The 13,388-nt window shown below is 58.5% G+C and carries 12 protein-coding genes, 1 tRNA gene and 1 pseudogene; 7 read left to right on the top strand and 7 right to left on the bottom strand.

The genetic code is table 11. The features are described from left to right. The 7 genes from AAGD24_RS05760 (at position 1) to AAGD24_RS05730 (ending at position 5,209) form a co-directional block, all read left to right on the top strand. Positions 1-75 (top strand) — tRNA-Gln (locus AAGD24_RS05760). A 52-nt stretch (positions 76-127) separates the two neighbouring features. Continuing rightward, positions 128-1,078 (top strand): ribose-phosphate diphosphokinase, encoded by a 951-nt coding sequence (locus tag AAGD24_RS05755; protein ID WP_036205696.1) that lies wholly within the window; start codon positions 128-130, stop codon positions 1,076-1,078. Positions 1,079-1,233: 155 nt separating this feature from the next. Then, complete coding sequence (locus tag AAGD24_RS05750; protein ID WP_036205694.1) at positions 1,234-1,887, top strand: 50S ribosomal protein L25/general stress protein Ctc; 654 nt, start codon at positions 1,234-1,236, stop codon at positions 1,885-1,887. Between the two features lie 30 nt (positions 1,888-1,917). After that, positions 1,918-2,505 carry an aminoacyl-tRNA hydrolase gene (gene pth / locus AAGD24_RS05745; RefSeq protein WP_041333474.1) on the top strand — a complete coding sequence of 196 codons (588 nt, stop codon included), beginning with the start codon at positions 1,918-1,920 and terminating at the stop codon, positions 2,503-2,505. A 36-nt stretch (positions 2,506-2,541) separates the two neighbouring features. After that, positions 2,542-3,633 (top strand): redox-regulated ATPase YchF, encoded by a 1,092-nt coding sequence (gene ychF / locus AAGD24_RS05740; RefSeq protein WP_075196009.1) that lies wholly within the window; start codon positions 2,542-2,544, stop codon positions 3,631-3,633. A gap of 21 nt (positions 3,634-3,654) precedes the next feature. Further along, complete coding sequence (locus AAGD24_RS05735; protein WP_379866820.1) at positions 3,655-4,383, top strand: 4'-phosphopantetheinyl transferase; 729 nt, start codon at positions 3,655-3,657, stop codon at positions 4,381-4,383. Between the two features lie 58 nt (positions 4,384-4,441). After that, complete coding sequence (locus AAGD24_RS05730; RefSeq protein WP_075196011.1) at positions 4,442-5,209, top strand: ATP-binding cassette domain-containing protein; 768 nt, start codon at positions 4,442-4,444, stop codon at positions 5,207-5,209. 49 nt (positions 5,210-5,258) lie between these two features. On the opposite strand, the gene fhuF is transcribed toward AAGD24_RS05730, so the two are convergent. From fhuF to AAGD24_RS05695, 7 genes and pseudogenes are all read right to left on the bottom strand, one after another. Then, positions 5,259-6,029: a siderophore-iron reductase FhuF gene (gene fhuF / locus AAGD24_RS05725; RefSeq protein WP_379866818.1), complete on the bottom strand. Its 771-nt coding sequence runs from the start codon at positions 6,027-6,029 to the stop codon at positions 5,259-5,261. 37 nt (positions 6,030-6,066) lie between these two features. Beyond that, positions 6,067-6,657: pseudogene (locus tag AAGD24_RS05720) on the bottom strand (GNAT family N-acetyltransferase); the annotation flags it as partial. 32 nt (positions 6,658-6,689) lie between these two features. Continuing rightward, positions 6,690-7,709, bottom strand: a complete 1,020-nt coding sequence (locus tag AAGD24_RS05715) for a TauD/TfdA family dioxygenase (RefSeq protein WP_379866816.1) — start codon at positions 7,707-7,709, stop codon at positions 6,690-6,692. A gap of 5 nt (positions 7,710-7,714) precedes the next feature. Then, on the bottom strand, positions 7,715-7,921 hold the full coding sequence (locus tag AAGD24_RS05710) for an MbtH family NRPS accessory protein (protein WP_075196014.1): 207 nt from the start codon (positions 7,919-7,921) through the stop codon (positions 7,715-7,717). A gap of 80 nt (positions 7,922-8,001) precedes the next feature. Next, entirely contained in the window at positions 8,002-8,931 is a 930-nt protein-coding gene (locus AAGD24_RS05705; protein WP_085681518.1) for an iron-siderophore ABC transporter substrate-binding protein, read from the bottom strand. An 8-nt stretch (positions 8,932-8,939) separates the two neighbouring features. Next, the gene (locus tag AAGD24_RS05700) at positions 8,940-10,967 is read right to left on the bottom strand and encodes an iron ABC transporter permease (RefSeq protein ID WP_379866814.1); all 2,028 of its coding nucleotides are present in this window, start codon (positions 10,965-10,967) and stop codon (positions 8,940-8,942) included. Positions 10,968-11,062: 95 nt separating this feature from the next. Continuing rightward, a complete protein-coding gene (locus AAGD24_RS05695) occupies positions 11,063-13,240 on the bottom strand; it encodes a TonB-dependent siderophore receptor (RefSeq protein ID WP_379866812.1) in 2,178 nt (725 codons plus the stop codon). Positions 13,241-13,388: the final 148 nt, after the last annotated feature.

The following is a 13,388-nucleotide window of genomic DNA, read 5'->3' as shown; positions in this document are numbered from 1 at the left end:
TGGGGTGTCGCCAAGTGGTAAGGCAACGGGTTTTGATCCCGTCATGCGCAGGTTCGAATCCTGCCACCCCAGCCACCTTTCTCCCGCTTCTTCTGAATCAAACGCCGATACCGAGAAGGATGCCGTCGTGTCCAAACTGATGATTTTTACTGGCAACGCCAACCCGGAGCTTGCCAAGGCCATCGCCCAGAAACTTCACATTCCCATGGGCCAGGCCACCGTTGGAACCTTCAGCGATGGTGAAACCACCGTTGAAATCAACGAAAATGTTCGCGGGCATGATGTCTTCATCATTCAGCCCACCTGCAACCCCACCAACGATAACCTGATGGAACTGATCGTGATGGCCGACGCACTGCGCCGTGCATCTGCCACCCGGGTTACCGCGGTTATCCCCTACTATGGCTATGCCCGCCAGGATCGCCGTGTTCGCTCCACCCGTGTTGCCATTAGTGCCAAAGTGGTTGCAGATATGATTTCCAGCATCGGCGTTGACAGGGTCCTGACCGTTGACCTCCACGCCGACCAGATCCAGGGCTTCTTCGACATTCCGGTGGACAATATCTACGCCACCCCGGTCATGCTTGAGGATATCGAGAAGCAGCGCTTTGAGAACTTCGTAGTGGTATCTCCTGACGTTGGCGGCGTTGTTCGTGCCCGTGCCGTTGCCAAGCGACTGGACGATGCCGACCTCGCCATCATCGACAAGCGCCGTCCCAAGGCCAACGTGTCGCAGGTCATGCACATCATCGGTGATGTAAAGGACAAGACCTGTATCCTGGTGGACGACATCATCGACACCGCCGGCACGCTTTGCAAAGCCGCCAACGCTCTTAAGGAGCATGGTGCCGCCAGCGTGGTCGCCTACATCACCCACCCCGTCCTTTCAGGCCCGGCTGTTGACAACCTCAACGCCTCCGAATTGGACGAACTGGTTGTCTGCGACACCATCCCACTGGGTGACAAAGCGCGTAATTGTGATAAGATCCGCATCCTCACTATGGCTGGACTGCTTGCGGAATCCATTCGTCGCGTCAGCAACGAAGAGTCCATCAGCGCGATGTTTGAGAACGCCTGATCAGCTAACCACCTGATTTAGTGAAAAGAATCCAGACCGGGAGCCCAGTGGGCTCCCGGTCTGTTTAGTCCGCCGGAAAACAGCCGGCATATCGAAAATATCACCGGTTCAGGACCTGGTCGCGGGCCGCTCTGGTGAAAATTGAGGTTATAACCATGTCTCAGGAATTTCTTATCGAAGCATTTCCTCGTGGCGATCAGGGGAGAGGTGCGAGCCGCCGCCTGCGTCGTGAGGAGCGTAAAATTCCGGCCATCATTTATGGCGGGAAGAAAGAAGCCGTTTCGATTTCCATCTGGCACAACGAGCTGAAAAAAGCTCTGGAAAACGAAGCCTTCTTCTCACACATTCTGACCATCGAACTGGAAGGCAAGAAAGAAAGCGTGATCCTGAAGGATCTGCAGCGTCACCCGTACAAGCCGCTGCTGACCCACGCTGACTTCCTGCGCGTTGACAAGGATCACGAAATCCACGTTAACGTACCGCTGCACTTCCTGAACGAAGAAACTGCACCGGCCATCAAGCTCCAGGGCGGCGTTGCCAACCACCAGATCAACGAAGTAGAAGTGATCTGTCTGCCGCAGAACCTGCCTGAGTTCCTCGAAGTCGACATGACTGCCGTGGAGATGGACCAGGTTGTTCACCTGAGCGACCTCAAACTGCCGAAAGGCGTTCGTATTGCGGCTCTGCTGCAGGGTGAAGACCACGACCTGCCAGTCGTTGCAATCCACAAGCCGCGCGCTGCCAAGACAGAAGATACTGACGAAGGCGAAGACGGCGAAGCGGGTGAAGAAGGCGAAGACAAGGAGTAATCGCTCCTGTACGAATGAGGGCAACGGCAGATGGCACAGGATATCCTCATGGTGGTGGGACTGGGTAACCCCGGCCCCGACTATGCGAATACCCGCCACAACGCCGGTGCCCTGTTCGTGGAAGCACTGGCCCGTGAAACGGGCCAGTCGCTCCGCCCCGAAAAGAAATACCACGGGCTCTACGCCCGAATTCAGCTTCAGGGTCTCGACCTGCACCTGCTGAACCCTTCCACGTATATGAACCGCAGTGGCCTCTCCATCAAGGCACTGGCGGACTTCTTCAAGATTCAGCCCCAACAGATTCTGGTTGCCCACGACGAGCTCGATCTGCCCCCGGGTACCGCCAAGCTAAAAAAAGGCGGCGGCCATGGTGGACACAACGGCCTGCGGGACACCATTGCTCACCTCGGCACCAACGACTTCCAGCGCCTGCGCATCGGCATCGGCCACCCCGGCGACAGCCGCCAGGTCACAGGCTATGTTCTCGGCCGCCTGGGCAAACGGGAAACCGAAGAACTCAACGCCCTGATCGACGAAATCATTCGCGTACTGCCGGACGCTGCCAGCGGCAAACTTCCCGCTGCGATGAATCGCTTGCACAGCTTCAAACCGGTATAATCCGCCCAAATTTTCCAGCACCAGCAGAGGCATTCCATGGGATTTAACTGCGGCATCGTCGGCCTTCCCAACGTCGGCAAATCCACCCTGTTCAACGCACTGACCAAATCCGGTATTGGCGCGGAAAACTTCCCCTTCTGCACCATTGAGCCTAACGCCGGCGTCGTGGCCATGCCCGACCCCCGCCTCAACAAGCTCGCTGACATCGTAAAGCCGGAAAAGGTGGTGGCAACCACAATGGAATTCGTGGATATCGCCGGCCTGGTAGAAGGTGCCTCGAAAGGCGAAGGCCTGGGCAACCAGTTCCTGGCCAACATCCGTCAGACCGACGCCATTGCCCATGTGGTGCGTTGCTTCGAGGACGACAACGTCATTCACGTCGCCAACAAGATTGACCCGGCGTCGGATATCGAAATCATCAACACAGAACTGGCCCTGGCCGATCTGGAAACCGTCGAGAAGGCTATCAAACGGGTTCAGCGAGTCGCAAAAAGCGGCGACAAAGAGGCCAAAGCTCAGCTTGAAGTCTTCGACACCCTGCTTCCCGTGCTGAACGAAGGCAAACCGGTTCGCAGCATGAATCTCGACAAAGAGAAGATGGCACTGATCCGCGAACTCTGCCTGCTCACCGTAAAGCCAACCATGTACATCGCCAACGTCAGCGAAGACGGGTTCGAGAATAACCCTCACCTGGACACCGTGAAAAAGATTGCGGAATCCGAGAACGCAGTTGTGGTGCCTATCTGCAACAAGATAGAAGCCGAAATCTCCGAACTGGAAGACGACGAAAAATCCATGTTCCTGGAAGAAATGGGCATGGACGAGCCTGGCCTGGACCGGGTCATTCGCGGCGGCTACGGTCTGCTGAACCTTCAGACCTACTTTACCGCAGGGGTGAAGGAAGTCCGCGCCTGGACGGTAAAAGTGGGCGCTACCGCACCACAGGCGGCAGGCGTGATCCATACCGACTTCGAACGCGGCTTCATCCGCGCCGAAGTGGTGAGCTACGATGACTTCGTCAAGTACAACGGTGAGGCCGGAGCCAAGGAAGCCGGCAAGTGGCGCCTTGAGGGCAAGGAATACATCGTCCAGGACGGCGACGTTGTCCACTTTCGGTTCAATGTCTGACCGCGCTGGAGCGTTCTGACGGTGAGCCTCGTGCCCGCATGCTGCAGTACCCCGGATGACCGGTGGCCCTGGCCGCAATCGTTGCCGGGGCTTGAGCTGATCAGCCTGGACTTTGACCCCGATAACCTCAAACCGGACGACTTCACGATCAGTGACATCGTCCCACCACCGTCGGTGGAAAGGGCTGTTGCCAAACGCCAGGCGGAATACCTGGCTGGCCGTTTCTGCGCCCGCGAAGGCTTACTGCGCGCCACGGGGCAACCGGTGGTGCCAGCCCTCGGCGATGACCGGGCGCCGGTATGGCCAACTGGCTGCGTGGGCTCGATCACCCACACCCGGGGTTGGGCTGCGGCGGTTATCGGCCAGCAACAGGACTACGCCGGAGTTGGCCTGGACGCGGAAGTCATCATGCCCGATGAACGCGCCCTGCCGCTTTGCCGGCAAATCCTGACCCCTTCAGAGCAGACACGGTTTCGTTCGGAACTGGCCAATCATGCAGGGCATTTCATCACTCTGGTGTTCTGCCTCAAGGAAACGCTCTTCAAGGCGCTGTATCCGCTGGTTCAGAAGCGCTTCTACTTCGAGCACGCGGAAGTGCTGTCATGGGACCCGGATGGCACAGCACGATTGCGCCTGCTCACCCACCTTTCCGAACAGTGGCCTACGAATACGGAACTGGAAGCCCGGTTCGTGCAGGAGCACGACCGCCTGATCAGCCTGATCGTGGTTCCCGCCAACCACCACAATTGATAACCATTACCATTTGAGATAGGATCACGGTTTCTCTCAATCTCCCGCCAGAGGCACTATGTTTAAACTGGACGCCGTCAGTTGGCAGATCAATGGAAAGACCCTGCTCCATCCGATCGACCTGACCATTAAGCATGGTCAGGTGGTTGGGCTGATCGGGCACAACGGCTCTGGAAAATCCACGCTGGTAAAACTGCTCGCCCGCCAACTGACGCCGACATCAGGCCAGGTTTCCCTTGAGGGTAAACCGTTGGAATCGTGGGGCGACAAACCCCTGGCGAGGCAGATCGCTTACCTGCCGCAACAGCTGCCACCGACAGAAGGCCTGCGTGTTATCGATCTGATACGTTTCGGCCGCTACCCCTGGCATGGCGCACTCGGACGCTTTTCCGCCGAAGACCGGGCCCAGGTGAACCGAGCCATGGCACTGACGGATACGGAACAGTTTGCCCACCGCAACGTCGATGAACTGTCTGGGGGCGAGCGCCAGCGGGTCTGGCTGGCCATGCTGATCGCCCAGAACGCCCGGTATCTGCTGCTGGACGAACCCACTTCCGCACTTGATATTGCCCACCAGGTGGAAGTCCTGTCGCTGGTTCGCAACCTGGGCAGGGAGCTGGACATGGGTGTCGTTGTGGTTCTGCACGACATCAATATGGCCGCCACCTACTGTGACCACCTGGTCGCACTCCACAGCGGAAAGTTACTGACGCAGGGTGCGCCCAAAGAGCTGATGAACACCAGCACACTGGAATCCATCTACGGTATTTCCATGTCTGTCATGCCTCACCCTCATAACGATGGGGCACACATTGCCATCGCCTGAACCCCGCCGTTTGGTACCCTGCCGCTTTTAAACCGATTGGTTGTTCTGCTCAGGCCTGCTCGACCAGGCTTTCCGGAAGCCGGGCCCCTTTAGGCGGTTTATCAATATGGGGACAATTCTCACACAGCGCCAGCTCCGGCAGCCGGTAACGGATACAACACTGACGCCGCTGACGCAGGGGCGAAGGCCCGGATGAGCGTTCCACATAGCGTACCGGGCTGAACATCGGGTTTTTGCCACCATCCGGGCGGCGCTCTGATTCAATCAGCTGTTTGCCGTCAGCAAGCATCTCCGCCGGCAATCCAAGGCCAGCCATGGCATGAACCAACCACTCAACATAATTGGCGGCATTGTTCCACAACACCTTCCTGGACAGCTTTACCTGCTGGTTCCAGCCCTCGATAAGTGGTTCGAAGTTGCCGTCCAGCAGCTCCTTAAAGCGTTCGAAAGGCCCTTCGGGCTTGCTCGCAAAGGGCTGTCCCTCATGGGGTAGCCGGAAGGCTTCCGGCAAGCCGTCATCCCCCAGAATAACCTCAAGCTTGTCGAGTGCCACTGGCAGCTCATGCCCCAGCACCATGTTCGCCGCCACAGTCGGCACGATCAGCTTCACGAAGTATGTGCGGGACCACTGGGAAACCAATGCCCGCCGGTCATCACCTGGCTGAAAGCGGCGATAATGTTCCAACAGCCACGCCAGGCCATCGGTGGTTATCAGTTCCCGGACAGGAATTGCTGGCCGCGGATCATCCGGCGGAACCAGTATGTCCCGGTAATGTTCGAAATCCCCGACGAACAGGGGGGCAAGCGCACGAATAGTCATGAATCAGCCTGCGTAAAGCTGTTTGAGAGGAAGGAACCTAACACATCGAAGACCGTTCAAAGAAGCGCTCCCGCGAAAGTGACATGAGCGCGGCTCGTTTGTGGGGGAAATCAAAATCCCGGACCCGATCAAAGCCGGTATTCTGAAGGTGGCGAATCATGCGGTCGTTGTCGGACCGAGGTTCGGAGACGATACGCTGTGTCCGGGGTTCATCCAGAAACAGGTAGTGCACCAGGGACGGCAGCCAGCACGCCACTTTGTGAGGGCCACGATGGTGATCCTCCCCGACCAGCATGTGGATGCCACGATCATACAATCCGGCCTCACAATGGGGCCCGATACGATCTTCCTGGGCCCAATAGACATCGAAAAAACCAAACGGCTCGTCATCAAAACAGCCGATCAGTTGCAGGCAATGGGGGTCCTTCGCGAGGACCTCCAGATGCCTGCGATGCTCTTCCATCGACCCGCTCTCCTCCCAGAAATACTCGACCCTGGGGGAGTTCTGCCAACGATTGAAGCGCGCCAGATCTTCCCGGACATCCAACGTACGAAAAGAAATCCAACTGCACAACTGGGTATCATGGCGGCGGTACACCTCACCAACGGGTTTTTGCGGTCGTATCGGAACACCCGGGTTTTCCAAAGTATCTGCTGTACTCACGTTACCTCCTCTCGAAGCGCCGGATTCTGTGGATTGCTGGAAAGCCCATGCCCCTCGGCCATTGCAACGACGACTTTCCTGGGGCCGGCGAAGGGTTCCCGCGCATGGGCCATCAACATATTGTCCAGCATCAGGATGTCGCCACTGCGCCACGGGAAGACCACGCGACATTCATCCAGAACACCCCGGACTTCCTCCAGGGCGGAGGACTCAATGGCGCCGCCATCGCCGTAGTAAACGTTTCTGGGCAGATTGTCCTCGCCCACGGTTTCCAGCAGGATCGCCTGCATTTCCTCATCCAGCGCCGACAAGTGGAACAGGTGCGCCTGATTGAACCACACCTTGTCGCCGGTACGGGGATGACGGGCAACTGCCTGACAGCGCTGAGCCGTGCGCAGACAACCATCGTCTTTCCAGGTTACGTCAATACCCTGCCGTCGGCAGAAAACCTCAACCGCTTCGGCACTGTCGGTGTTGAACACCTGTTGCCAATCCACATCAAGGCCGTTGCCATAGTTGCGGACGTAAGTCAGCCCCCGTTCACTGAAACGCCGGCGCAGGGCCGGATCGATCCGGCGATAGACCTCTCGGCTGTCCGCGATGGGGGTCTCCCCGCCCTGCTCGGCCGCCCGAGCACAATAGAACCAGATCCGCATTGGCCACTCGGTGGTATAGGCCTGCTCGTTATGCAGTGGAATGCTTCTGTGAGCCGGATACTCCGTTGAGGTATACACACCTTTTCCGGTCACCTGACTGCGGGGCGTTGAACCAAACTCGTAACTGAGCAGCGGATGACCAAAAGAACCGGCAAACGACTGGAAGCCCTCAACGCCGGGCGCTGAAAAGCCGCGAAACAGGATGGCACCGTCTTTTTCCAGTCGGTGCTCGACCAGCTCCCGAATTGCTCCAGCAACCTGCTCCAGGCCGGTATCCGTCGTGAGCGGGCTGACCTTGAGCGGAACACCGTCCTCGATGGCCAACGCCTCAGGCGCTGTTCTGGCCGTGATGGAATTCATCGGCTTCAACCTCCGGCCATCGCATCCTGCAGGCTTTTGGGACGCATATCCGTCCACGCTTCACGGATGTGCGCGAGACAGGAGGCCTTATCCCCCTCCACGCCTATCGCTTTCCAGCCTTCGGGAATGGGTTTGTAGCTCGGCCAGATGGAGTATTGCTCTTCGTGGTTAATGACAACCTGAAAAATGGTGCTCTCGCTATCGAAACTCATGACGTACCTCGCCTGACCTGTAACTGCAGGGGCAGACCGCCCCTCCCATACTCTCCAAGACGAACGGGGCACCCGGAAATTTAGGGCGACGGCCTGTCTGAGCCCATCCCGTTCATCACATCAATCATCTGCTTCATGATGACGGTGGCGGTCAGCGGCCCACCAAACGACCAGTAGTTGGTTGCCAGGAAGCCGTAGCGATGCTTCCGCGCCGCCGGCAGAGCTCGCCAGAGCGGAGATTCAAACATCGGTGCTCCACTGAAATTGCCGATCATGAAGATATGGGCATCGGGTGCCTGGGCAAGCGCGTGGATTTCAATCCGCTGGTGGATGGTGTGGCCTTCCCGCAATGGCCAGGGATTGGTGCCGCCCAGCCGGTTCGCCAGGCTGACGACCAGCGTCTGTTCATTCGAAACAATAAACAGCCCCTGCTCTGCCAATGGGTAAAGCACTGCGATGGGCTCTCCGGCCATCCCCCTTTCACGAGCCACCCGCCTTCCCTTATCCAGGACCTGTTCCAGCCGGGCAACAACCACCTCCGCCTCAGCCTCTCTCCCTGTCAGGGCCGCCAAGTGCCCCAGAATCGCCTTTCCAACGTCTACGGCATCCCGGGGTGACGGTTCCAGGGAGACCCGATACATCACTGTGGGCGCCAGCCGGTCAAGGCGGTCAAATAGGCTGACATGGAGGCTGGACACACCCAGAATCAGGTCCGGCTGCAGGCCGACCAAACGTTCCAGGTTGGGTTGTTGCGGCGTTCCCAGGGATTCCACGCCATCCAGACTGTCAGCCAGAGGCTTGCCCTGCCAGCGATAGCTGTCCGGGTTGGCAACACCCACCGGCTGTATACCCAGCGCCAGCAGAATCTCCGTGGTGAGATCATCCAGACTGACGATCCGCAGAGGCTCGTCGGGAATCGTCTCTGACTGCGCGGCCACGATGGGCTTCGGTGGTTCGGCGTTGGCGACCAGAGATACGAGGCAGAGTGCAATGGCTGCAATTAACGTCATTCCGGCTCTCATGCTTTACGAAAGTAGGTTCGGGTCAGGAGCACCAGGAAAATCGGCGCCCCTATTGTGGCGGTCATCACACCAAGTGGCACGTCCAGCGGTGACAACAATCGCTGCCCCCCCACATCGGCCAGGATCAGCAAAACCGCGCCCATCAATGGCGTCACGATCAGCCGATCCCGATAGCCATAGAAGCCCAGCAACCGCACAGCATGAGGCACCAGCAGCCCAACAAAAGCCACCGGCCCAAGCACACTGACAGCCGCAGCAATCATGAAACTGGCCAGCACAAGCAGTAGCAGGCGTTTACGGGCGGCGCCCACACCCAGACTGTCCGCGACCCCATCTCCCAAGGCCAGCAGGTCCAGCCACCGACGCGCCAACATCGCCAGCACCAGGCCGATGCACAACCAGGGCAACAACACCCATACATCACCCCAGGTAGTGGCGTAGCTGCTTCCAGCCATCCAGATCAGCGCGAGCGTTATGTTCAGGGAGTGAAAGCCAATCAACAGGCTGGTGAGCCCCGCAGCAACACCGGTCAGAGCGAAGCCTGTCAGAATCAGCCGCAAGGGCTCGAGACCATGACGAACGTTGAGCAGAATGACGACGGTCAGTGCCACGGTCGCCCCAAGCCAGGCGAAGGGCAGGCGCCAGCCCGGTGCGAGTTCGGGCAGTAGCATGATCCCGGCCAACACCGCCAGTGCGGACATCTGGCTGACCCCCAACACACTGGGGCTCGCCAGTGGGTTGCGGGTTACTCCCTGTAGAATCAGACCACTGGAGGCAAACAAGGCGCCCCCGGCGGCATCCACCATCAGCCGGGGCAACCGCAGGTCCAGCAACTGCCAGGCCACTCCATCCCCCGCCAATAGCATGGTCAGGCTGATGGCGTCGCCACCTAGCACGCCATAACCCAGCCCACCGCCCAGCATCATCGTCAGTATCACCACGATCGCAACGGCGGAAAGCTTTTTCCCGGCAGGCTCCCCTGACCCCAGGGCTGCCTGAACCGGAAACTGGCGGCTGCGGGTCAACCGCAACAACAGCATGACCGCGATGCCGCCAAGAACCGCCGACAAGGTCGCCAGAGGCAGTTCCATCACCTCCGCCACAGCAGCCACCACCACATCCGCGGACAAAGTCAGGACCCCGCCCCAAAGCGCAGCCAGCGGCAGCAACCGTGATGGCCAGTGTACGCCAAATCCGTAGCGCACCAGGTTCGGCGCAACCAGACCAATGAACCCCAGCGGCCCGGCGATATGAATTGCCAGTGCGGTCAGCAGAGTGCCTATCAGGATAACCACCGCTTTAAGCATGCGGGGTGACAGCCCCAGCACCCGCATCTGGGCATCTCCCAACAGAGCCATGTTCAGCGGTCGCCGCAGCAACGCAAGAGCGAGCAGCAATGGCGGCACCATCGACAGTGCCAATTGCACCCGGGCCCAACCGAACTGGCTGAGTGACCCGGTGTCCCAGATCGCCACCACAAAGGCCGCCCGTTCATTGAGGGTGAGCAACAGCGTCAACAGGGCGTAAAGGATCTGTGCCATGGCCATGCCGGCCAACACCAGGCGCAGGGGCGTCGTACGACTGCCGCCGGCAAAAAAGAACGTCAGCATCGCGGCCACAAGACCACCCAGGAAGACCAGCGGCAGGGCAAACGCCGCTGGCAGCATCATCCCCAGGATGACCCCAAACTGGGCGCCCGCCGTGATACCAAGTAGATCCGGCGACACCAGCGGATTGCGGGTAATCAACTGCATCAGGGCGCCGGCAATACCCAACCCCGCACCGACGATCAGGCCTGCAATAACTCGGGGTAACTGTGCCCACCAGAGCAGCAGGCCATCGAGGGACGGTGACGACTGCCATGGGGTCAACCAGGCACCGGCCTCCGGCATCGGATAACGGAAAAAGCCCTGCCATAACAGCAGGGCTATCAAGGCCAGGGTTCCCGCCCCAGTCGCCAGCCACAGTCGGCGGTTCGTCGCCTTGACCTGGCCACCTTCAATTTGCTGATTTACCGCAGTCACACCAACATCCATTCATCAGGGTGCAGAGAATCCGGCGATGGCATCGGCAGCCGCAGGAAGGCACGACCGCCGTCAGCACATCGCCGGCTCAGGCACTACCAGTTATAGGAAACCGTGCCCTGAACGGTGCGCTCAGCGCCATAGTAGCAACGCGCCGCATTGTTGCATTCGCCGACGTATTCCTCGTCAAACAGGTTGTGGACGTTCACGCGGGTCTCCCAACCGTTAAGGAATTGGTAGGCCAGAGCCAGGTCCACCAGGGTGACCTCGTCGGTCTCCAGTCGTGACGGGTAGGCGAGAGTATCAGACGGGTAGGCGTAGGACTCGCCGACATAGCGCACACCGACGCCAGCTTCCACGCCACGCAACAGGTCCTCGAAGAATTTGTAGTTGGCCCAGAGCGAAGCCTGGTTGCGCGGGACGCCCACGACCTGCCTGCCCTCATAGCGAGGGAAGGATTCATCTTCGACGATCTTTGCGTCGGTGTAGGTGTAGGTGGCCAGCAGGCTCAGGTTCTCGTTGATGTCGCTGTTGAGTTCAAACTCGACACCCTCGGATTCCGTACGGCCGACGTTCCGATAGGCACCAATGGAACCGTCATAATTGACGTCGTCCTTCTTGACAATATCAAACGCCGAAACGGTCACCAGCGTATCCAAGCCCGGCGGCTGGTACTTGAAGCCGGCTTCATACTGCCGACCTGTGATCGGTTCCAGGGCTTCATTATCCGTCGTAGTCTGGCGAGCTGGCACAAACGAAGTGGAATAGCTGAGGTAAGGCGAAAGGCCAAAATCAAACTCGTACATCAGGCCGGCCTGCCATGTGAACTCCTTGTCGTTGAAGTCGAAGTCCTCGCCTCCCGGCAGACGATTATCAAATTCAGTTTCGGCGTAATCAAAACGCCCTCCCAGTAGCCCGATCAGGTTACCGACCCGACTCTGCACCTGTGCATAAACACCAGCCAGGTTCTGAATTTCCTCACCGTCGCTGGAGGTGGTCGGGGTACCCGGGATCCGGGCCCAAACCGGGTCATAGATGTTGATAAATTGAATATCGCTGAAACCGACATCCTGGGTCTGATCAAAACTGGTGCGATCAAAGCTCACACCGGCAAGCCAGGTGTTTTCGGTAGCGCCGATCTGCAGATCTCCAACCAGTTGGTTGTCGATGGAATAGGTACGCGACTCATTAAACCGGTCACGGCCATACGCACCCACGAAATCATCAAACCCATCCCCAGGGAACCCCCACCAGACTTCCTTGCGCTCAATACGGGAACGCAGGTAACGGGCGTTCTGCCGGAAGGTCAGGTCAGAATTGAACTGGTGCTCGTATTCATAGCCCAGTGACCAGACCTCACGATCAAAGGTATCCCACTCCGGATGACCAAGATTGGTGGACGGGTCGATTTGACCGGCGGGGTGATCCAACACGGTTCCGCCTGCCGGTAGCCCCAACTGAATTTCGGTATCGTCTTTCTGATAGGAGACCAGCAGTGTCAGGGTGTCCTGATCGGTCAGTTTCAGGGTCATGGACGGTGCAAAGTAAAGCCGGTCGTCCGGCACGCTGTCGGTCTGGGTATCGGATCGCCGGCTCAGGAACACCATGCGCCCCAGCACCTTGCCATCATCGGTCATCGCACCGGAAATATCAGCGGATACCTGTTTGCGGTCATGGGTGCCGTAGCTCAGGTTTACCTGGCCCTGATCGGTCTCGGTGGGACGCTTACTCACCAGGTTCACCAGTCCGCCCGGCACGTTCTCACCGTACAGTACGGAAGTGGGGCCCTTGAACACTTCAACCCGCTCAAGCCCGAAGGGCTCTGCCGAGGTGGAGTAGGCGTTGGGCTGAACCCTGAGGCCATCGCGGTAGGTACCGTAGCCGTAGTCGCGCTGGTTCATACCGCGAATATAGAAAATGTCACCGGCAAGACCATCACCGACCGGGAACTTGGTCGAGGAAACACCCGGCATGTAGTAGAGAATATCGGACAACGTCTGGGCATTCTGGTCTTCGATGCGCTCCTTGGTAGCAACGGAAACCGACCGCGGTGTTTCAGCCAGCGGCGTGTTCGTCTTGGTCGCCGTCAGGCTTCGTTCCGCCTCGTAGCCATAGTCAGGTCCCTGCGGCCCTTCCCTCTCAGCGGTGACCTGAATTTCCTCGAGTTTCGTTGCGTTATTCTCGTCCTGGGCAAAGGCGTGGCCAGAGGTGCCTACTGCAGCCGCAAGCAGACTGATTCGGAAGGCGGATAAGCCGTTTTCCTTAAACGTCATAACTGATTCCCTACTGAATGTGACAAAAGCGCCAAAACCCGGCGCCTTACCTGAAGCTGAAGCTATCTTAAGCATATTTAATTTTAAACTCAACGATAACAATTCCTATTTACATTAGAAAATGCGTTGTATTCAATGCCTGTTAAGG

It is taken from the genome of Marinobacter sp. M5B, assembly GCF_042604615.1.
Taxonomy (GTDB): domain Bacteria; phylum Pseudomonadota; class Gammaproteobacteria; order Pseudomonadales; family Oleiphilaceae; genus Marinobacter; species Marinobacter salarius.
This window is presented reverse-complemented; position numbering and strand designations above follow the sequence as displayed.